An 18,319-nucleotide genomic window follows, 5' to 3' on the forward strand; every position below is an offset into this window, starting at 1 on the left:
CATAAAAAAACGCCCGCCGTACTTACGGCGGGCGAAGAGAAATCCGCGGCTACAGGCTGGGATCGATGATGAATTTGCCCAGGCTGCGCTCCTGCGGGCTGCCAAGGATGTCGGCAAGCCGGTCCAGTCCGCAGACGGCATGCACCATACTGGTCACATCCAAACGGCCGGAATCGATCAGATCAAGCGCGCGGCGCTGCGTATAGGGATTGATATAGGACGCTTTGAGGACGATTTCCTTTTGAAAAACGGTAAAAGGCTTAACCGCGATCGCTTCATCCGGCCTGGTCAGGCCGAACATCATTACGACTGCCTTGGGGCCGGCCAGTTCAATGGCCTGCTCGATGGTGGCCGGCCGGCCGACGCATTCGATAACCGTGTTCAGACAGAGCATGCCGTGCGCGGCGAGTGCTGTCGGCACGTCCTCGTGCAGCGGATCGATGCAGACATCCGTGCCAAGCGCTTTACCGACCGCGCGTTTACCTTCGACCGGCTCCAGCAGCGCGATACGCGACGCGCCCGCAAGCCTTGCCAGCTGCACCATAATCAGGCCGATCATTCCGCCGCCGATCACGGCGACATGGCTGCCGGGTCGGATCTCGCACATATCCATGCCGTGCAGACAGCAGGCGACCGGTTCGGTCATTGCGCCCTGTTGGAACGAAGTACCGTCTCCGAGCGGGTAAATCTGCTTTTCGTTGACTGCGCAGTATTCCGCGAAAGCGCCGTCCACAGTGGTGCCGTAGCCGGTCATGTGCGTGCAGTAATGCGCCATACCGTCGCGGCAGAATTCGCATGCCCCGCAATAGTAATTGGGATCGACGCACACGCGGTCCCCTTTGCGGTAGCGCGTGACCGCGCTGCCGGTATCCGCGATAACGCCGGAGAATTCGTGTCCCAGAACCGTGGGGGAATGGGTTTCGGCCGCGCCCTTGTCCCCTTCGAAAATATGCACATCCGTACCGCAGACGCCGCATGCCTTGACTTGGATCAGCACATCGTGCGCGCCGACGGCGGGGATGGGACGGTTCTCTATCCGGATATCATGCCTGCCGTAAAAAACTGCGCTTTTCATAACAGCTTCCTCCTCTGCAATCCGATTGTTTGGATGGTTCTATCCCTATGATACCAGCCTGCGTGGCGCAATACAATATGCACCGCGCGGGTTTTCTGTTTTCCTGCTGGGAAACGCATGGTTCAATGCGCGGGACGAGGGCAGCCCCGTCTGCCGGCGGACACGAAAAGCGGGCGGCAGTCAAAAAAATACCGCGCGGATCAGCCGGTTCGGCCGACCCGCGCGGTACCGATTGGAGGGAGACTTGTGGTTACAGGGCCAATCCCTCCACCCAGGATTTTAGCTCGGACTCGGACAGACGGCCGTTGAGCAGGCGCCCGTTGACGATTTTGGTATCAGCGGCCACGCTGCTTCGCAGGCTGTCCGCAGTCCGGCCAAGGCCGCTGCCGCCCGAGGTGGCAAACAGGATGATGGTCTTGCCCGAAAAATCGTAGCTTTCCAAAAAGCTGTTGATAATGGTGGGCGCGATATACCACCAGATAGGGAAGCCGACAAAAATAACGTCATACGCTTCGATGGGTGCGTCCGTGTCGGCAAGCGCCGGACGGGAGGCGCTGTCCTGCATTTCGACAGAGCTGCGGGAGCGCTTATTGGTCCAGTCCAGATCGGCGCGCGTATAAGGCACGGCGGGTTTGATCTCGTAAAGGTCCGCGCCAATCGCTACGGCCAGCGACTTCGCAGCTTTCGCGGTCACGCCGCTGGCGGAAAAATAAGATACCAATGCTTTTTTCATGGTCAAGTCCTCCTCATTCAGTCAGTGATTTTCCAAGCGCATAGGCCAGCTTGGGGAAACGGCTGCTTTGGGTCATGGATACGGTGCCGCAGCCAGTACCCAGGAGCATGCCTTGGTCGTTGAAATGTAAATACCTGCACAAGGTCTGGTAATGGCCGGCAAGGTCATGCATCGTCCAGTCGTTGCTGTCCCAAGCCGCTGCGATCAGCGCCGTTTTCAGATGCTTTGCCGACAGCTCGTCGTTGAAGCTGTAAAAGCGGTCGATCGCTGTTTTGAGCTGGGCGGACATGCCGAAATAATAGAGCGGCGTGACAAATACCACCATATCGGAAGCAAGGATTCGGCGCCGCAGCTCCTCCATGCCATCCTTCTGCACACAGGAGCCGGACATGCCGCAGGCGTCGCACCCCAGGCAGGGGCGAAGGTCCGAGCGCGCCACGTCAAAGACCTGTGTCTGGTGTCCGGCCTCTGTGGCACCGCGTATGAATTCCGCAGCCAACAAATTGGAGGAACCGTGCTTGTGAGGGCTGCTCTCCATCACTAAAATCTTCATGTTTCACACCTCCTCGGATCAATAGGATAATTATCGTAAGGACGGCCTTGGCGCCTTTACGACAATTTTATTATACCGCACCTCTGCAGAAATAGCGAATGCTTGTTTTCTATCGCCAGAAATACATTTGGTGCATGATCGCGCTTGCGGCCGCCCCGCGCCTGTGCTATACTGGACAGGCAGGGGGTGGAAGCGTGGAACTTCGGGCGTTGCGGTACTTTCTGGCCGTGGCCAGGGAAGAAAATATCACCAGGGCGGCGGCGCTGCTCCATATGACCCAGCCGACCCTGTCCCGTCAGTTGATGCAGCTGGAAGAGGAGTTGGGTGTCAAGCTGTTCCGCCGCAGCCAGCACAGGATTATCCTCACCGATGCCGGCGTGCTGCTTCGCCGCCGGGCGCAGGAGATCGTCGGACTGGCAGAGAGGGCCGCGCGGGAGCTGCATCCGGCGGAAGAGGTTTCTGGCGAGATCTCCATAGGGAGCGGCGACCTGAAAAGCATCAGCCTGCTGGCTGATATGCTGGCGGAATTCCATCAGGCGTATCCCCTGGTGCGGTATGTGATCTACAGCGGGAATTCGGACGGTATCAAGGAGCGTATCGAACAGGGGCTTCTGGATATCGGGCTGCTGCTGGAGCCGGTGGAGATCAGCAAATATGAGATCCTGCGGCTGCCGGTGCGGGAGAGCTGGGGGCTGTTGGTGCCGGAGGATTCGGCGTTTGCAGACAGGAAATGTGTAACACCGAAGGATCTGGTCGGCCAGCGGCTGATCCTGCCCACGCGGGAATTGATGCAGCAAGAGATGCTCCGCTGGTTCGGGCCGTATGCAGAACAGATACAGGTTGTGGCGAGTGGGAACCTGCCGTATAATCAGGCGCAGCTGGCCCGCAAAGGGCTTGGGCTTTATCTTGCGATCGAGCTGGACTGCGCTTACGAAGGGCTACGGATGCTTCCGCTATCGCCGCCGCTGGAATCCAGCACGGTTCTGGCGTGGAAAAAAACAGAATCCTTTTCAGCGGCTACGGCGGCATTCCTTGGGTTTGCTCAAAAATACATAAAACGCATATCTGACCATCCATTATAAGTATTAGACAGGGATCGGCTTTGGCCTTACAATGTAGATGTCCGTTCAGGGCGTCTACATTTTTTTATTTTGAGGGATGGGAAATGACAATCCTGGAGGCGAGCGAACGATATCAGATCCCCCTGGAAATCCTGCGGGAATATGAGCGGTGGGGGCTGTGCGGGGCGGTCAAGCAGGTGATGGGCGAGTGGCAGTATGACGATCAGGATCTGGAACGGCTGAGCCTGATCCTGACCCTGCACGACATCGGCTTTACCTCAGAGGAGGTGGAGACGTACATGCGCCTGCTGCTGGAGCAAAGAGGAACGGGAAAGAAGCGGCTACGGATGCTGGAACAGAAGCGAAAGGCCGCGCTGGACGAGATCCATTTTCGGGAAAGGCAGGTGGCGCGCATGGATGGCCTGCGGCACCGGCTTTTACAGGAGCAACAATCGACAGAGGAGGCGGAACGATGATTTTGAAAGAAACCTATGCACTGGCCAACGGCGTGGCAATACCCAAGCTGGGGCTGGGGACCTGGTTCATCCCCGACGAGCAGGCGGCGGAAGCGGTAAAAGCGGCGACCGCCTTGGGTTACCGCCATATCGATACCGCGCAGGCTTACGGCAACGAGGCGGGCGTAGGCGAGGGCGTGCGCGCCTGCGGCCTGCCGCGGGAACAGGTGTTCGTCACCAGCAAGGTGGCGGCCGAGGCGAAGGATTACGACAGCGCGGCGCATTCGATCGACGGGTCGCTCGCCAAAATGGGGCTGGACTATATCGATATGATGATCATTCACAGCCCGCAGCCTTGGGCGGATTTCCGCGGCGGGGACTATGCGGAGGGCAATCGGGCGGCCTGGCGCGCGCTGGAGGATGCGTATGCGGCCGGCAAGGTAAAGGCGATCGGCGTATCCAATTTCCTGCCGGACGATCTGGAAAATATCCTGTCGTCCTGCCGGATAAAGCCCATGGTCAACCAGGTTTTGCTCCACATCAGCAACACCGACCGGGCGCTGCTGGACTACTGCAAAAACCAGGGGATATTGGTGGAGGCCTATTCGCCGATCGCCCACGGTGAGGCGCTCAAGAATGAACAGATCACCGCCATGGCGGCAAAGTACGGCGTATCCCCGGCGGCGCTGTGCATCCGCTATGTGCTTGAGCTGGGTACGGTCGCCCTGCCTAAGACAGCGGATCCTGCCCATATGAAAGAGAACGCGGCGGTGGATTTTCTGATCGACCCAGCGGATATGGAAAAGCTGATGCGGCTCCCACCCATCGAGAGCTATGGGGAGTTCAGTTGCTTCCCCGTGTTCAGCGGCAAGTAAAAACAGGAGGGATACCATATGAAAAGCTTGGATCAAAATGCATTTGCAAAGCAGAATATATTTGGCTTGGGCGCGGAGAATACCGCCTATGCCCAGTATTTTATCGGGCAGTCCTTTCTCAACCCGCTGACACGGCCGGAAGACGGGATATTCCTGGGCAACGTCACCTTTGAGCCGGGCTGCCGGAATAACTGGCACATCCACCACGCGCAAAAGGGCGGCGGTCAGATCCTGCTCTGCACGGCGGGCGAGGGCTGGTATCAGGAAGCGGGCAAGGGGGCGGTCAGCCTGACGCCCGGGACCGTAATTGTCATCCCGCCGGAGATCAAGCACTGGCATGGGGCGAAAAGGGATGCGTGGTTCAGCCATATTGCGATCGAAGTACCCGGCGAGGGATGCAGCAACGAATGGTGCGAGCCGGTGACGGACGAAGAATACGCCGGCCTGTAAAATGTTTGCGGCCTGCGGCGCCGGACTGGATGAAGCGAAAAGGAGAGCGATCGACGATGTCTCGAATGGAAAAAGCGGAACAAGCGATAGCCAAATTGTATGGGGATACGGCTGGCGCGCTGCGGCAGAGCGATCCGGAATTTGCCGCGATCAAGGAGCGACTGATCTACGGCGAAATCTATGCCGAAGAACGGCTGGATGCCGGACTGCGCGAGCTGCTCATTCTGGTGGTGGCGGTCACAAACCAGACGATGCATGAGGTCAGGCGCCATGTCAGAGCGGCGCTCCGGTGCGGCGTACCCCCGCAGCAGATACGGGAGGCGGTCTACCAGTGCGCGCCATACATCGGACTGGGAAAAACCGAAGCGGCGGTAGAGGCGGCCAGCGAAACGCTGGCTGACAGCGGTATTCCACTGCCACTGCCCAGTGGCTACACGGTGGAGGAGGAAGGGCGGCTGGCGGCCGGCATCGCCGCGCAAAAAGCCATTTTCGGCGGCTCCATCGACGCGATGCGCGCTGCCGCGCCGGACAACCAGAAAAATATACAGGATTATCTTTCCGCCTACTGCTTTGGCGACTTTTATACCCGTGAGGGGCTGGATCTGCAGGAACGGGAGCTTTTGACCTTCGCCATCCTCTGCGCCCAGGGCGGGTGTGAGCCGCAGGTCAAAGCGCATGTGGGCGGAAACAACGCCGTGGGAAACGGCAAGGAAATCCTGCTGGGCACATTGACGGTGTGCCTGCCGTATATCGGCTTCCCGCGCACGCTCAATGCGCTGGCCTGCGTCAATGAGGTTTTGCCGGAGGAGAAATAAGGAATCATAAGATAAGGACAGCCCTGCCCGTGGACATATGCACAGGCAGGGCTGTTCGCTTGCTTTGAGGGCGGGAAGGCGCAACCCCTATCCGTCTAAAGAATAGGTAATCTTCACATTGCCCTTGCCCATGTCCGATTCTAGGGCGGAGAGGACCCCTTCCAGCCGGCCCAAACGGGTAAAGCTCCAGGAGTTGGTAGAGTAGTAAAGCACGATGTTATTGCTCTGATACAGAATAAGGTTCCCGGCCGCAGCGTCGATAGGCTCGTCGCTTTGGGACAGGATGGCGGGCGGCCCGCCCACCTTTTCAAACCCGCCGTAGTCATGAGCCTGTATGGTGAGAGAGCTGCCGTTTTCGGCCAGAAAAGCCGTGAAAGCAGCAGCGTAGGCATTATCCGCCAAGGTCGCGGTATAGGTGTGTCCGTTAAATGATACCTGAAGCTGGTCAGCGGCTTGCGCGTCCGCGGCAGGTCCGCCGGCCAGCCGGCGATGTCGTCGGGGGAGACTGTGCCGGAAAAACGCCTGCCCTCCAGCCAGACCGCACCCTCCGTCAGCTCCGGCAGACCCGTGTTGCTGTATGGCACTGCCGCCGGAGGTGCAGAAGCCTGCCACGGTTTTGACGCTCCAGTCGTAGCTTTCCGCGAAGGTGCGCGTGATCTTGGGCGGGATGCCCCACCAGATAGGACACCCCAGCAACACTACATCGTAAGACGCCCAGTTTTCCACGACGCAGCCGCCGGCAAAATCGCGGGACGGGCGGTTTCGTCCTGCTGTTCGGTGTTGGTGCGGCAGTCGCTGTTATAATCCAGGTCAGCGGCCGTATAGGGCTGTTCTGGCAGGATTTCAAAAAGGTCTGCGTTTAAGGGACTGGGCAATAGTTTCCGCAACTTCCATCGTTGTTCCGGTGGCGGAGAAATAGGCGACCAGAATCCAGCCGCCCGTTTTGGCGCCGGTGTTTCCCTCCGGCGTACTCTGCACGCCGGAATTCTGATCGCTGCCGGATACCGCCGAAGAACCCGCGCCGTTTTCCGGAAGTGGCGCTCCGCCTGAATTGGCGGGGCTGCCGAAGGCCGCGCAGGAAGCGGCCAGAACAAGCGACAGAAAAAAGTTGAAAATACGTTCCATGAGCATATCCTCCTGTTGACAAGGGTGTGCTGTTTCCGCATTTATGTGCGCCGCGCGTGCAAGGCTGGCGCAGCGGTTACAGGCTGGTCAGCACCGGATTGCGCAGGTAGTCATATATCCGACGCACTTCGCTGGGGCGGCGGGGTCCAGCATAAAGTCCCACACATCCAGGTTTTCCGCCCGCCGCTCTCGGTGGACGCTTTTGGGGATGACAGCCACGCCCCGCTGGATATCCCAGCGTAGGATGACCTGTGCCACGCTTTTACCGTGCTTGCGGGCGACTGCCGTCAATACAGGATCGGTGAACATGCCGTGCATGTCCTCGGCAAAGGGCGCCCAGGCCTCGGGCTGCACGCCCGGCTCGGCCATGATGCGCGCAGCTCCTCCTTCCGCTGGAAGTAGGGATGGCGCTCGATCTGGTTGACCATGGGCCGAGTATCCGCATTCAGCACAGGTCCATCAGCAGGGCGGCGTCAAAGTTGCACACGCCGCTGGCCCGCACCTTTCCGGTATGGTATAGCTCCTCCATAGCGCGCCGCGCGCCGTAGTAATCGCCGAAGGGAATGTGGATGAGGTACAGGTCCAGATAGTCCAGCCCCAGCTTCTGTAGAGACTCGGCAAACGCCGCTTTGGTCTTTTCAAAGCCTATCTGGTGAATGTACGCCTTGGGGGTGACGAACAGCTCCTACCGCGGATCGCCGCGCCCACCGCCTGTTCGTTTTGGTATGAGCTGGCGGTGTCAATGCGCCGGTAGCCCGCGCCGAGCGCGGGCTGTACGGTCCGGAGGCATCCCTCCCTGTCGGTGACCTGCAAGCCCCCGAAACCTTCCAGTAGCATGGTCACGCCGTTGTACAGTTTGACGGTTTGCATGCGGATGCAAGAGGCATGCGGTGCAAAAGCGGCGCCGCTTACGTCCAACATGATGACGCCGCATATAAAGCAAAATTTCTGTAAAAGAGAGATTGGTATGCGATTGCTTGGTTGACATTCTGATGTTGATATATCATGACATTTAGTGTATAATACATGACATTGCTAAGGGGAGGTATCACAAATGGCTGTTAGTTATGATAATCTCTGGAAATTACTGATAGATAAAAAACTCAAGCGGACCGATTTGAAGCAGTTGTGTGGAATCAGCAGTAACGTTCTTGCCAAGCTGGGCAAAAATGAGCCGGTATCTATTGATTCGCTTGAAAAGATTTGCTTATCCTTAAACTGCCATATTGAAGAAATCATGCAAATAGTGGAGGATAATAAGTGATGGAGCACTTTATTAAGTGTGGAGATACATTGGATTTGATTCAATCGGTTCCCAAGAATTCAATCGATTTACTTGTTACATCACCTCCTTATTGGGCAAAGCGTGTTTATAATGGCGAGGGCGAAATCGGTTCTGAAAAAACACCGGAAGCATATGTTGCTCGCCTTGCGGATTTTTTTGATGAGTTGAAGCCATATCTGAAAGACGAAGCAAATGTTTTTATCAATATAGGGGACACATTCTTTGGTTCTGGAGCAGGAGCATGGAAGAAATACCTTGATGGAGAAGGAAATGTTACGGAAGTACAGAAGGAACGAAAAGAAAAGTTTTTTACAACTAAGCCGCTTCAGCCCAAAATCAGGCAAAACGGAAAACTATATCAAAACAAACAGCTTTTGCTGATACCGTCACGGTTTGCCATTGAAATGCAAGAGCACGGCTGGCTCCTGAGAGATGACATTATTTGGCACAAGCCGAACCGTATACCTGCAAGCGTTACCGATAGATTCAATAACACATATGAGCATGTTTTTCATTTCACACTAAAGAAGAAATACTTTTTTGATCTTGACGCTGTAAAGGTTTTAGGACAAAACGGCAAAATGAAAAATCCAGGAGATGTATGGTCGATCAACACGCAGCCCCTGAATGGAGATCATACTGCAACTTTTCCAGAGAGCTTGGTTGAACAGATTGTAAAATGCGGTTCTCCGGCCGGCGGAACGGTTTTTGATCCGTTCCTTGGAACTGGCACAACATGGGTGGTATGTGAACGATTAGGAAGAAAATGTATTGGCTTTGAAATCAACGAAGGATACTTCAATTTTGCGAGCCAAAGATTTAGGGAGGCAAAAGGCAAGCAGTAATGGCTGATTATATTGAAATAAATAGCGAACGACTTTGTGACTGCAAAAAAGGGTATCTCTCCTGTGTTGAAGCAAGAGAATGGATGAAAAACCAGATTGGGGTATGGAATTTTAATTATGAACCTCGCGATGTTCGGGATAAAACAGTACACCCTGCCGTATTTCCGATCGGCCTTGCAACAAGAGTAATAGAACAATTTACCCATAAAGGGGAACTCGTTTTAGATCCCTTCTGCGGTTCGGGAACAACACTTGTTGCAGCACAGGACCTTGAAAGAAACTGTATTGGAATTGACCTGAAGCAAGAATACGTTGATTTGTCAAATAGTCGTGTTGACAATGAAAAAAACGGCAATCCGTGCAAGCAAATTGCTGTCTGCAGAGATGCAAGAACGCTTTCTGAGGTGGTCAGGCCCAGGACAGTCAAGCTATCACTCACATCCCCGCCGTATGCCAATATTTTAAATAGAGAAAGAAAAAACAAGAGCAGACGCGGTGATTTAAGAGAAAATAAACAATATCTCAAGGTGGAGCAGTACAGCCAGGACGAACGAGACTTGGGAACGCTCTCTGCTGAACAGTTTGAAACGGCGATTTGCGAAATTTATTCATCAATGAAGTCTGTCTTTTCGGAAAAGGCCCATGCTCTGATTAATATTACAGACGCATGGATTGATGGAAAAAAGGGTGCCGCTGCATATCAATATCATTAATGCACTTGTAAAGGCGGGGTATGAATTTAGAAATACAATCATCTGGGACAGAAGAAATCTGGTAAATAGGATCGGTATTTTTGGTTGGCCGAGCAGTTACATCACAATGGGAACAACATTTGAATATATTCTTGATTTTACGCTTCCAGCCGAGCCTGAATCAGCACAAAAGTAAAAGCAGACAGTCTCATTTTTGTGGATGAGGCTGTCTGCTTTTTATATAATGATGAATGACGTGTTTTTCCTATGGAATGGGTTTGCAGATTGCAGAATTTCAAATTTTGTTCCGTAGCTGTGTTTAATGGGACATTCCCAGTGCGTATACTTTATCTCGAGTCTGACTCGCAGAAATATGGGGCCTTCTCCCTTTGCTTTGGTATGCTTACAGGACTCGTTCAACGCTTTCAAACAAAGTGGAAAGTTTTTTTACTGGTATACGGATATGCGGTCCTCGGTCATGCGGGGCTTTTTTTTCCGAACTCGTTTGCTGGTTGATCTATGCACAACTCCATTACTACCGCACCGCTGCTTATAGCGTCGTAAATGTTTTTGGGCGAACTTAAAATGTAGGCTTCAATGAAATGAAATCGTTCGTATTCTGAGTTGGCTGGCCCTTGCGTTTCTGCAAGAACGAATAGTACCTGATTGATTTTTCCTTTCCCGCCTGTTAGATCCCAGGTTGCCAGGTATTCCTCTTCGTGATAGAGACACACTTCTGATACCCCCTGCGCGCGCAGAGTAAAACCAAGGCGATTAAATTTATTTCCGTAAATGGTTGTAAAGAGTTTACGCTTTAAGGAGTCGTCTCTGTTTGACGGCTTCTCGTAACTAAAGCGGTTAAAGATTTGCCTGGGAGTCATTCCGGAAGTTGATGTTTGGTGAAATAGGGTTAACTTACTGGTTTTACCCTTTTTCTTGCGCATTCCTTTTAACTCATATGTGCCTAAATCGGCAAGATGAAGGTTGTTTTCGGCAACACCAAATTCGCGTTCTAGTATTTGCCCCACAATTCCGTCATCAGCGCGAAACATACCTTTGGGAACGGAAATGAATCCTTTGGAATTGATTTCTTTCAGTCGTTCTATCACAGCCTCTTTGGTCCAGATATCAGCCATTGCAGTTCCTCGCTTTCTATGAATTGTTTGTCTGTTTTGCGGCTCTGCGGGCTCTGCTGCAGCCAGCCCGCTGATGCTTAGGTGAAAATTGGGCATAAGCTAAAAAATCCTTATTTTATCTTCCGATAAAATAAGGATCTATGGTGGACCTGAAGAGATTCGAACTCTCGACCTCTCGGATGCGAACCGAACGCTCTCCCAACTGAGCTACAGGCCCAAATATAAAAAATTTTTCGCTCTTGGGTGTAGCAGACTAACTGCCCTTGACAAGTAATAATTATACATGTAGAATGGAAACATGTCAAGCATTTTTTTAAACGGCTGGCAAAAAAAGCGTGCATCAGCCAGATGCGCCAAAAGGAGAATGTAAAATGAACAACAGCGAAAAAACCATGGAAAAGATCGTTGCCCTGTGTAAGGGCCGCGGCTTCGTATACTCCGGCTCGGAGATCTACGGCGGCCTGGCCAACACCTGGGACTACGGCCCGCTCGGCGTGGAGTTCAAGAACAATGTTAAGGCCGCGTGGCGCAAGAAGTTTGTGCAGGAGAGTCCGTATAACGTCGGTCTGGATGCGGCGATCCTGATGAACCCGACCACTTGGGTCGCTTCCGGCCATGTCGGCGGCTTTTCCGACCCGCTGATGGACTGCAAGGACTGCAAAACTCGTCACCGTGCAGACCAGCTCATCGAGGAGCAGGCCGGCGAGAATCCGGCCGGCTGGACCAACGAGCAGATGAAAACGTATATTGACGAGCATCAGCTTGCCTGTCCGAACTGCGGCGGTCATAACTTCACCGATATCCGCCAGTTCAACCTGATGTTCAAGACCTATCAGGGCGTAACCGAAAATGCCAAGAATGAGATCTTTCTCCGGCCGGAGACCGCGCAGGGTATTTTTGTCAATTTCCAGAATATCCAGCGCACTACCCGCAAGAAGATCCCCTTTGGCGTGGGACAGGTGGGCAAGTCCTTCCGCAATGAGATCACGCCTGGCAACTTCACCTTCCGCACCCGCGAGTTTGAGCAGATGGAACTGGAGTTCTTCTGCAAGCCTGGCACCGACCTCGAATGGTTCAAATACTGGAAGGACTACTGCCATAACTGGCTGCTGTCCCTTGGCATAAAGGACGAGAACCTGCGTCTGCGCGACCATGATCCGGAGGAGCTGTCGCACTACTCCAATGCCACCACGGATATCGAATTCCTGTTCCCGTTCGGCTGGGGCGAGCTGTGGGGCATCGCGGACCGCACCGACTTCGACCTGACCCAGCACCAGAAAACTTCGGGCGTTTCCATGGAGTATTTCGACCAGGAGGGGAACGAAAAGTATATCCCGTACGTCATCGAGCCGTCTCTCGGCGCGGACCGCGTGGCGCTCGCTTTCCTGTGCGATGCCTACGACGAAGAGGTCGTCGGCCAGGATAAGAACGGCAAGGACGACGTGCGTACCGTGCTGCGCCTGCATCCGGCGCTCGCGCCGTTCAAGGCGGCCGTGCTGCCGCTGTCCAAAAAGCTGTCGGAAAAGGCAATGCCGGTGTGGGAAATGCTGGCAAAGCAGTTCTCTGTCGATTTCGACGACGCTGGCTCGATCGGCAAGCGCTACCGCCGCGAGGATGAGATTGGCACCCCCTACTGCATCACGGTCGATTTCGAAACCGAGCAGGACGGCTGCGTGACCGTGCGCGACCGCGACACCATGGAACAGGAGCGCATCCGGATTGAGGATGTTGCAGACTACCTTGCCAAGAAGATCGCATTCTGAAAATTCGCTGTTTTCAAAAAACCCGCTGCATTTTGCAGCGGGTTTTTTCTATACAGGGGGTTGACAAGTAAAGTAGGGAAGTTTATAATTTTATTATTCCTATTGGAATAATATGAAATTAAGGAAGGAGCCGCCATGTGCTTTTGGCTAAAAACGCTGCTGCGGTCTAATTTTCGGTTTGGGCGAATGTGACGCAGCTTCTGTGGAAATAACGGTAATGACAAACCAAAAGGGAAAGGAAGCACTTACCATGACAACAATAAAAAATACCGAAAATTGGGCGTTTGAAACCAAGCAGCTCCACATCGGGCAGGAAAGTCCGGATCCGGCAAGCGGCGCACGCGCGGTACCGATCTACCAGACGGCTTCGTACGTTTTCCAGAACTGCGCCCATGCGGCGGCGCGCTTCTGCCTGGAGGATGCAGGGAACATCTATGGCCGCCTGACTAATTCGACGCAGGAGGTGCTGGAGAAGCGTCTCGCTGCGCTGGAGGGCGGCGCGGCTGCGTTAGCGACCGCGTCAGGAGCGGCGGCCATCTCTTATACGATACAAGCGCTGGCACAGGCAGGGGAACACATCGTGGCGCAAAAGACGATCTACGGCGGCACCTATAATCTGTTGGCGCATACCCTACCGCAGTATGGAATAACGACCTCTTTTGTGGATGCACATGATCTTGCGGCGGTGGAAGCGGCCATTCAGCCGAATACAAAGGCGGTTTATCTGGAGACTCTGGGAAACCCGAATAGTGACATTCCTGATATCGATACGATCGCGGCGATCGCTCACCGGCACGGCCTGCCGTTGGTGATCGACAATACCTTTGGCACGCCCTATTTGATCCAGCCGATCGAGCATGGGGCGGATATTGTCGTTCACTCGGCGACCAAGTTTATTGGGGGACATGGAACAACGCTCGGCGGTGTGATTATAGACAGCGGTAGATTCAATTGGGCGGCGTCTGGCCGGTACGCACCGATCAGCGAGCCAAATCCCAGCTATCACGGCGTATCGTTCACCGAGGCGGCTGGCTCAGCGGCGTTTGTCACCTACATCCGTGCGATTCTGCTGCGCGATACGGGCGCGGCAATATCGCCGTTTAACGCGTTCCTGCTCCTGCAGGGGGTGGAAACGCTGTCGCTGCGGCTGGAACGGCATGCGGAGAATACAAAACAGGTCGTTGCGTTCTTGGCAGCGCACCCCAAGGTAGAGCGCGTCAATCATCCCTCTTTACCGGAGCATCCGGATCATGCACTTTATCAGAGATACTTTCCGCAGGGCGGCGCCTCTATTTTCACGTTTGAGATCAAAGGCGGGCAGGAGGAGGCGCATCACTTTATCGATAAGCTGCAGATATTCTCCCTGCTGGCCAATGTGGCAGATGTTAAGAGCCTTGTGATCCATCCAGCGACCACGACGCATTCACAGCTCAACGAACGGGAGCTTCTCGACCAAGGGATCAAGCCGAACACGATCAGGCTTTCGATCGGTACGGAAAATATCAAGGATATTCTGGCCGACCTGGAGCAGGCGCTCGCATGAAAGATGGAAGTGCAAAAAAGAACACCCGATCGGGTGTTCTTTTTTGTTCAGGAGGCATGTCGCTCTACAGGCTCCTGGACATTTCGGAACAGAAGCGAGATACACCAGACCGCCGCCAGACCGACCAGGCAATAGACGATACGGCTCATTACGCTGGCGGAGCCGCCAAACAGAAATGCGACGAGGTCAAAGCCGAACAAGCCGACGCCGCCCCAGTTCAGGCCGCCGATGATAGCGAGTGTCAGCGCGATTTTATCGATCATTTGAAAAATCTCCCCTCTTGGTTTTGCAATAGTATGGCCGAAAAAGGGAGAAATATACGGAACGGAAAATAGTTGTTTTATCAAAGCCGGCTGTTGCGCTGCTTGGGGGGCGCCTTTTAAAGCTGTGAGAAAACCTCGCCGATCGGCGCGTGGATGACCAGATCCGCGCGGCGGTCGGCAGGGGTAGAGGTTTTGTTGACCAGTACCAGCTTGCTACCGCGGTAATAATCGATCAGGCTCGCGGCCGGATAAACAGCCAGCGAGGTGCCGCCGATAATCAGGATATCCGCATTTGCAATGTATTCGACGCTTTTGTTGATTGTAACGCTGTCCAGGCTTTCTTCGTAGAGGACGACATCCGGTTTGATGGTGCCGCCGCAGGTGCATTTGGGTACGCCCTTGCCCGCGGCGATGTCACGTACGTCGTACGGCTTGCGGCAGCGCATGCAGTAGTTGCGCAGAACCGAGCCGTGCAGCTCAAGCACTTCTTCGGAGCCGGCCTTCTGGTGCAGCCCGTCGATATTTTGCGTGACGACCGCGCGGCACTTGCCCATGCGCTCCCATTCTGCCAGCTTTCGGTGCGCTGCGTTGGGCTGCGCGTCCAGCGCAAGCATTTTTGCACGGTAGAAGCGGAAAAATTCCTCCGGCTCAGCCATGAAGAACGTATGGCTCAAAATGGTTTCGGGCGGGTATTTGTACTGCTGGTTATACAGCCCGTCCACCGAGCGGAAGTCAGGGATGCCGCTTTCCGTGGATACGCCTGCGCCGCCGAAGAAAACGATATTGTCGCTCGCATCGACCCATTCTTTTAACTTTGCGATCTGTGCGTCCATACCGGCGCGCCTCCTTTTATTCCGTAAACGTGACCGTACCCTCCCTGCGGGGCTTGGCGGGGGTCTCCTTTGCAATGTAGCCGACCGCGGCGGAGCAGATGACGATATGGTCCTCCGGCACGCCGTATTCGGTCAGCAGCGCGCGCACCGAGGGGATGTCGCAGGTCTCGCGCAGCTGGTTGATCCAGCAAGAACCAAGCCCCAGCTCGGTGGCCATGAGCAGCAGGTTCTCCATCGCGGCGGCGCCGTCGACGAAAGCGTGGTGCTCGCCGCGCTGATAGGAGATGATGATGTTGACCGGAGCGCCGTAAAAGTTGTATTCCGGACCGCGGTTGTCCACCTCAGCGACTGCGCGGGCGAGCTTGTAGGATTTTTCCGCGCTGTAAACGACTGTAAAATGCCACAGGTATTTGCCTACGCCGGAGGGCGCCCACTCGGCGGCCTCGACAAGCTGCATGATCTGTTCCTTGGGCGGGAGCTCGGCCTGAAACGCGCGCGTGGAGCGGCGGCTTTGGATGACTTGCATCAGGTTGGACATAGGGAAAGACCTCCTTAAACGATAAGAATAAATATAGTATAGCGCTCCGCGCGGCCGGTTTCAATACAAGATGAACAAAAATGCGGGAAAGGTTGTAAAAAAACTGTGAAAAACCGCGTTTATATGGTATACTGATACAGATTTGAAAAAATGGATGGAGGAGACGAACGCGATATGATCACGATTACCGACCTGAGCCTGAACTTCAGCGGCGAGCCGCTGTTCAAAGACGTAAACCTGAAATTCACCGAGGGCAACTGCTATGGCGTTATCGGCGCCAATGGCGCGGGCAAATCCACGTTTCTGCGCATCTTGTCCGGCGACCTCGACCCCTCGACCGGCACGGTGTCCATCGCGGCCAAGACCCGCATGAGCGTGCTTAAGCAGGACCACTTTGCCTTTAATGAGGAGAGCGTGCTGAATACCGTGCTGGGTGGCAACCCGCGTCTGCTGGAAGTGATGCGCGAAAAGGACGCGCTTTATACCAAGGAGGACTTCACCGAGGAGGACGGCAACAAGGCCGCCGAGCTTGAGGCCGAGTTTGCTGAGATGGGCGGCTGGGACGCGGAAACCGAGGCGGGGCAGCTCATCAACGGCCTGGGACTGGACGCGGACGCGATCCTGTATACTGAGATGCAGTACCTCGGGGACGTGGAAAAGGTCAAGGTGCTGCTTGCCCGCGCGCTGTTCGGCAAGCCGGACATCCTGCTGTTGGACGAGCCGACCAACCACTTGGATATCCAGGCGGTGCGCTGGCTGGAGGACTTCCTCGCGGACTTTGAGGGCACTGTGCTGGTGGTGTCGCACGACCGCCATTTCCTCAATAACGTATGTACCCATATTGTGGATATCGATTACGGTAAGATCAAGCTGTATGTGGGCAACTACGAGTTCTGGTATGAGTCCTCGCAGCTCATCCAGCGCATGATTAAAGACCAGAACCGCAAGAACGAGGAAAAGATCAAGGAGTTACAGAACTTCATCCAGCGCTTTGCGGCCAACAAGTCCAAATCGCGCCAGGCGACCAGCCGCCGCAAGCTGATCGACAAGCTGACCGTCGAGGAGCTGCCAGCCTCCTCGCGCCGCTACCCGTGGGTCGCGTTCCAGCAGGACCGCGAGGCGGGAAAGGATATCTTAGAGGTGCGCGGCATTTCCAAAACCATTGATGGGGAAAAGGTGCTGGATAATGTGTCTTTCATTGTGCGCCGCGGGGATAAGATCGCCTTTATCTCGGATAATGAGCTGGCCATGACCACGCTGTTCCAAATCCTGATGGGCGAGATTAAGCCGGACGAGGGCAGCTTCAAGTGGGGCGTGACCACCTCGCAGAGCTATTTCCCCAAAGATAACAACGACTTTTTCGAGGGCCATGAGGAAAACATGCTCGACTGGATCGCACCCTATTCCCAGACCGATACGCTGGAGTCCACGCTGCGCGGCTTCTTGGGACGGATGCTGTTCTCGGGCGATGATGTGTATAAGCCGGTGCGCGTGCTGTCCGGCGGCGAAAAGGTGCGCCTGATGCTTGCCCGAATGATGCTGTTCGGCTCGAATGTGCTGGTCATCGACCAGCCGACCAACCATCTGGACCTGGAATCCATCACTGCCGTGAACAACGGCGTGCGCGATTTTAAGGGTACGGTGCTGTTCGCCTCGCATGACCATGAGTTTGTGCAGACCATTGCGACCCGCATCATCGAGATACGGGAACAGGGCGTTCTGGACAAGGAATGCACTTACGACGAGTTCCTCGAGTTCCGCGAAACCTATCAGGGCTGATGCGCGGGCGTTTCGGGGCGGGGCTGCTCGGCGTGCTTGTGATCGGGCTGCTGTTCGGAGCAGCGAGCCTCAGCGCTTCCCTGCTAGGGTGGGGCTGTCCGGTGCAGCATTTTATCGGCGTGCCATGCCCAGGCTGCGGCCTGTCTCGCGCGGTATACGCGCTGCTGCGCCTGGATTTTGCGGCAGCGTTTCGGTATCATCCGATGGTCTATGTGCTGCCGCCGGTGGTTTTATATGTCCTGTTCGGGAAAAAACCGCTGCTTGGCAGCAAAACACGCGAGCGGGCGCTGCTCTGGGGTGTAATGACACTCTGGGCGGCGGTCTGGATAGTTCGTCTGGCCGCGCACGACCCGCTGGTATGGGGGTCTGTCTGAAACCGGATACAGCAGCGCGCGGCGCGGGCCGTGCGCTGCTTTTCTGTGCTGGATAAATCCGGCGCGATTGCTTGCCTATATCCGGTATTTTGTGGTATACTATAAAATAACTGGGCATATATCGAG

General features: G+C 55.0%; 25 protein-coding genes and 1 tRNA gene. 12 read left to right on the plus strand and 14 right to left on the minus strand.

What is annotated here, in order from left to right; all coding sequences use genetic code 11:
* Window positions 1–49: 49 nt before the first annotated feature.
* From RX717_RS06105 to RX717_RS06115, 3 genes are all read right to left on the minus strand, one after another.
* Complete coding sequence (locus tag RX717_RS06105; RefSeq protein WP_107630695.1) at window positions 50–1,075, minus strand: zinc-dependent alcohol dehydrogenase family protein; 1,026 nt, start codon at window positions 1,073–1,075, stop codon at window positions 50–52.
* 250 nt (window positions 1,076–1,325) lie between these two features.
* Complete coding sequence (locus tag RX717_RS06110; RefSeq protein WP_054326149.1) at window positions 1,326–1,808, minus strand: flavodoxin; 483 nt, start codon at window positions 1,806–1,808, stop codon at window positions 1,326–1,328.
* Window positions 1,809–1,821: 13 nt separating this feature from the next.
* Entirely contained in the window at window positions 1,822–2,361 is a 540-nt protein-coding gene (locus tag RX717_RS06115; RefSeq protein ID WP_054326150.1) for a flavodoxin family protein, read from the minus strand.
* Window positions 2,362–2,459: 98 nt separating this feature from the next.
* On the opposite strand from RX717_RS06115, the gene RX717_RS06120 reads away from it, so the two are divergent.
* From RX717_RS06120 to RX717_RS06140, 5 genes are all read left to right on the plus strand, one after another.
* The gene (locus tag RX717_RS06120) at window positions 2,460–3,443 is read left to right on the plus strand and encodes a LysR family transcriptional regulator (RefSeq protein WP_307718885.1); all 984 of its coding nucleotides are present in this window, start codon (window positions 2,460–2,462) and stop codon (window positions 3,441–3,443) included.
* A gap of 83 nt (window positions 3,444–3,526) precedes the next feature.
* Entirely contained in the window at window positions 3,527–3,898 is a 372-nt protein-coding gene (locus RX717_RS06125; protein WP_054326151.1) for a MerR family transcriptional regulator, read from the plus strand.
* Window positions 3,895–4,752 (plus strand): aldo/keto reductase, encoded by an 858-nt coding sequence (locus tag RX717_RS06130; RefSeq protein ID WP_054326152.1) that lies wholly within the window; start codon window positions 3,895–3,897, stop codon window positions 4,750–4,752. The genes RX717_RS06125 and RX717_RS06130 overlap by 4 nt, the downstream gene beginning before the upstream one ends.
* Before the next feature lie 18 nt (window positions 4,753–4,770).
* Window positions 4,771–5,202 (plus strand): cupin domain-containing protein, encoded by a 432-nt coding sequence (locus RX717_RS06135; protein ID WP_054326153.1) that lies wholly within the window; start codon window positions 4,771–4,773, stop codon window positions 5,200–5,202.
* 56 nt (window positions 5,203–5,258) lie between these two features.
* Window positions 5,259–6,017, plus strand: coding sequence for a carboxymuconolactone decarboxylase family protein (locus RX717_RS06140; protein ID WP_107630694.1), 759 nt, complete (start codon window positions 5,259–5,261; stop codon window positions 6,015–6,017).
* Between the two features lie 87 nt (window positions 6,018–6,104).
* Here the strand turns inward: RX717_RS06140 and RX717_RS06145 are convergent, their stop codons facing one another.
* The 6 genes from RX717_RS06145 to RX717_RS06165 form a co-directional block, all read right to left on the minus strand.
* The gene (locus tag RX717_RS06145) at window positions 6,105–6,713 is read right to left on the minus strand and encodes a cyclophilin-like fold protein (RefSeq protein WP_277997710.1); all 609 of its coding nucleotides are present in this window, start codon (window positions 6,711–6,713) and stop codon (window positions 6,105–6,107) included.
* Window positions 6,714–6,715: 2 nt separating this feature from the next.
* The gene (locus RX717_RS06150) at window positions 6,716–6,904 is read right to left on the minus strand and encodes a flavodoxin (protein ID WP_316960620.1); all 189 of its coding nucleotides are present in this window, start codon (window positions 6,902–6,904) and stop codon (window positions 6,716–6,718) included.
* Window positions 6,861–7,142 (minus strand): hypothetical protein, encoded by a 282-nt coding sequence (locus RX717_RS06155; RefSeq protein ID WP_242977807.1) that lies wholly within the window; start codon window positions 7,140–7,142, stop codon window positions 6,861–6,863. Before RX717_RS06155 ends, RX717_RS06150 begins: the two co-directional genes overlap by 44 nt.
* 87 nt (window positions 7,143–7,229) lie before the next feature.
* Window positions 7,230–7,511 carry an aldo/keto reductase gene (locus tag RX717_RS06160; RefSeq protein WP_199855176.1) on the minus strand — a complete coding sequence of 94 codons (282 nt, stop codon included), beginning with the start codon at window positions 7,509–7,511 and terminating at the stop codon, window positions 7,230–7,232.
* Between the two features lie 76 nt (window positions 7,512–7,587).
* Entirely contained in the window at window positions 7,588–7,824 is a 237-nt protein-coding gene (locus tag RX717_RS15990; protein ID WP_199855210.1) for an aldo/keto reductase, read from the minus strand.
* Entirely contained in the window at window positions 7,788–8,063 is a 276-nt protein-coding gene (locus RX717_RS06165) for an aldo/keto reductase (RefSeq protein ID WP_199855175.1), read from the minus strand. The genes RX717_RS15990 and RX717_RS06165 overlap by 37 nt, the downstream gene beginning before the upstream one ends.
* 133 nt (window positions 8,064–8,196) lie before the next feature.
* Here RX717_RS06165 and RX717_RS06170 point away from each other — a divergent pair, with 133 nt between their 5' ends.
* The 3 genes from RX717_RS06170 to RX717_RS06180 are packed head-to-tail and all read left to right on the plus strand — an operon-like array spanning window position 8,197 to window position 9,985.
* Window positions 8,197–8,406: a helix-turn-helix domain-containing protein gene (locus RX717_RS06170; protein ID WP_054326157.1), complete on the plus strand. Its 210-nt coding sequence runs from the start codon at window positions 8,197–8,199 to the stop codon at window positions 8,404–8,406.
* Window positions 8,406–9,272: a DNA-methyltransferase gene (locus RX717_RS06175; RefSeq protein ID WP_107630693.1), complete on the plus strand. Its 867-nt coding sequence runs from the start codon at window positions 8,406–8,408 to the stop codon at window positions 9,270–9,272. Before RX717_RS06170 ends, RX717_RS06175 begins: the two co-directional genes overlap by 1 nt.
* Window positions 9,272–9,985, plus strand: a complete 714-nt coding sequence (locus RX717_RS06180) for a DNA-methyltransferase (RefSeq protein WP_316960621.1) — start codon at window positions 9,272–9,274, stop codon at window positions 9,983–9,985. Before RX717_RS06175 ends, RX717_RS06180 begins: the two co-directional genes overlap by 1 nt.
* Window positions 9,986–10,440: 455 nt before the next feature.
* On the opposite strand, the gene RX717_RS06185 is transcribed toward RX717_RS06180, so the two are convergent.
* Entirely contained in the window at window positions 10,441–11,196 is a 756-nt protein-coding gene (locus tag RX717_RS06185; RefSeq protein WP_054326158.1) for an MvaI/BcnI family restriction endonuclease, read from the minus strand.
* Window positions 11,197–11,241: 45 nt separating this feature from the next.
* Window positions 11,242–11,317: transfer RNA gene (locus RX717_RS06190), tRNA-Ala, on the minus strand.
* Window positions 11,318–11,471: 154 nt separating this feature from the next.
* On the opposite strand from RX717_RS06190, the gene RX717_RS06195 reads away from it, so the two are divergent.
* Together RX717_RS06195 and RX717_RS06200 are read left to right on the plus strand one after the other, a co-directional pair.
* Entirely contained in the window at window positions 11,472–12,863 is a 1,392-nt protein-coding gene (locus tag RX717_RS06195) for a glycine--tRNA ligase (protein WP_054326159.1), read from the plus strand.
* Window positions 12,864–13,113: 250 nt separating this feature from the next.
* The gene (locus RX717_RS06200; RefSeq protein WP_107630690.1) at window positions 13,114–14,406 is read left to right on the plus strand and encodes an O-acetylhomoserine aminocarboxypropyltransferase/cysteine synthase family protein; all 1,293 of its coding nucleotides are present in this window, start codon (window positions 13,114–13,116) and stop codon (window positions 14,404–14,406) included.
* A gap of 47 nt (window positions 14,407–14,453) precedes the next feature.
* On the opposite strand, the gene RX717_RS06205 is transcribed toward RX717_RS06200, so the two are convergent.
* From RX717_RS06205 to RX717_RS06215, 3 genes are all read right to left on the minus strand, one after another.
* Window positions 14,454–14,669 carry a DUF378 domain-containing protein gene (locus RX717_RS06205; protein WP_054326161.1) on the minus strand — a complete coding sequence of 72 codons (216 nt, stop codon included), beginning with the start codon at window positions 14,667–14,669 and terminating at the stop codon, window positions 14,454–14,456.
* 116 nt (window positions 14,670–14,785) lie between these two features.
* Window positions 14,786–15,502 (minus strand): NAD-dependent protein deacylase, encoded by a 717-nt coding sequence (locus RX717_RS06210; RefSeq protein WP_054326330.1) that lies wholly within the window; start codon window positions 15,500–15,502, stop codon window positions 14,786–14,788.
* A gap of 16 nt (window positions 15,503–15,518) precedes the next feature.
* Entirely contained in the window at window positions 15,519–16,040 is a 522-nt protein-coding gene (locus RX717_RS06215; protein WP_107630689.1) for a nitroreductase family protein, read from the minus strand.
* 174 nt (window positions 16,041–16,214) lie between these two features.
* Here RX717_RS06215 and RX717_RS06220 point away from each other — a divergent pair, with 174 nt between their 5' ends.
* On the plus strand, window positions 16,215–17,819 hold the full coding sequence (locus tag RX717_RS06220) for an ABC-F family ATP-binding cassette domain-containing protein (RefSeq protein ID WP_107630688.1): 1,605 nt from the start codon (window positions 16,215–16,217) through the stop codon (window positions 17,817–17,819).
* A complete protein-coding gene (locus RX717_RS06225) occupies window positions 17,819–18,193 on the plus strand; it encodes a DUF2752 domain-containing protein (protein WP_159068045.1) in 375 nt (124 codons plus the stop codon). The genes RX717_RS06220 and RX717_RS06225 overlap by 1 nt, the downstream gene beginning before the upstream one ends.
* Window positions 18,194–18,319: the final 126 nt, after the last annotated feature.

Origin of the sequence: Intestinibacillus sp. NTUH-41-i26 (genome assembly GCF_032769475.1) — a bacterium.
In the GTDB taxonomy this organism is placed as follows: domain Bacteria; phylum Bacillota; class Clostridia; order Oscillospirales; family Butyricicoccaceae; genus Agathobaculum; species Agathobaculum ammoniilyticum.

Coding starts and splice junctions, on each gene's coding strand:
- RX717_RS06105 (WP_107630695.1), bottom strand. CDS start 1,075: ATGAAAAGCGCAGTTTTTTACGGCAGGCATGATATCCGGATAGAGAAC.
- RX717_RS06110 (WP_054326149.1), bottom strand. CDS start 1,808: ATGAAAAAAGCATTGGTATCTTATTTTTCCGCCAGCGGCGTGACCGCG.
- RX717_RS06115 (WP_054326150.1), bottom strand. CDS start 2,361: ATGAAGATTTTAGTGATGGAGAGCAGCCCTCACAAGCACGGTTCCTCC.
- RX717_RS06120 (WP_307718885.1), top strand. CDS start 2,460: ATGCTTGTTTTCTATCGCCAGAAATACATTTGGTGCATGATCGCGCTT.
- RX717_RS06125 (WP_054326151.1), top strand. CDS start 3,527: ATGACAATCCTGGAGGCGAGCGAACGATATCAGATCCCCCTGGAAATC.
- RX717_RS06130 (WP_054326152.1), top strand. CDS start 3,895: ATGATTTTGAAAGAAACCTATGCACTGGCCAACGGCGTGGCAATACCC.
- RX717_RS06135 (WP_054326153.1), top strand. CDS start 4,771: ATGAAAAGCTTGGATCAAAATGCATTTGCAAAGCAGAATATATTTGGC.
- RX717_RS06140 (WP_107630694.1), top strand. CDS start 5,259: ATGTCTCGAATGGAAAAAGCGGAACAAGCGATAGCCAAATTGTATGGG.
- RX717_RS06155 (WP_242977807.1), bottom strand. CDS start 7,142: ATGGAACGTATTTTCAACTTTTTTCTGTCGCTTGTTCTGGCCGCTTCC.
- RX717_RS06160 (WP_199855176.1), bottom strand. CDS start 7,511: ATGGCCGAGCCGGGCGTGCAGCCCGAGGCCTGGGCGCCCTTTGCCGAG.
- RX717_RS06165 (WP_199855175.1), bottom strand. CDS start 8,063: ATGTTGGACGTAAGCGGCGCCGCTTTTGCACCGCATGCCTCTTGCATC.
- RX717_RS06170 (WP_054326157.1), top strand. CDS start 8,197: ATGGCTGTTAGTTATGATAATCTCTGGAAATTACTGATAGATAAAAAA.
- RX717_RS06175 (WP_107630693.1), top strand. CDS start 8,406: ATGGAGCACTTTATTAAGTGTGGAGATACATTGGATTTGATTCAATCG.
- RX717_RS06180 (WP_316960621.1), top strand. CDS start 9,272: ATGGCTGATTATATTGAAATAAATAGCGAACGACTTTGTGACTGCAAA.
- RX717_RS06185 (WP_054326158.1), bottom strand. CDS start 11,196: ATGCCCAATTTTCACCTAAGCATCAGCGGGCTGGCTGCAGCAGAGCCC.
- RX717_RS06195 (WP_054326159.1), top strand. CDS start 11,472: ATGAACAACAGCGAAAAAACCATGGAAAAGATCGTTGCCCTGTGTAAG.
- RX717_RS06200 (WP_107630690.1), top strand. CDS start 13,114: ATGACAACAATAAAAAATACCGAAAATTGGGCGTTTGAAACCAAGCAG.
- RX717_RS06205 (WP_054326161.1), bottom strand. CDS start 14,669: ATGATCGATAAAATCGCGCTGACACTCGCTATCATCGGCGGCCTGAAC.
- RX717_RS06210 (WP_054326330.1), bottom strand. CDS start 15,502: ATGGACGCACAGATCGCAAAGTTAAAAGAATGGGTCGATGCGAGCGAC.
- RX717_RS06215 (WP_107630689.1), bottom strand. CDS start 16,040: ATGTCCAACCTGATGCAAGTCATCCAAAGCCGCCGCTCCACGCGCGCG.
- RX717_RS06220 (WP_107630688.1), top strand. CDS start 16,215: ATGATCACGATTACCGACCTGAGCCTGAACTTCAGCGGCGAGCCGCTG.
- RX717_RS06225 (WP_159068045.1), top strand. CDS start 17,819: ATGCGCGGGCGTTTCGGGGCGGGGCTGCTCGGCGTGCTTGTGATCGGG.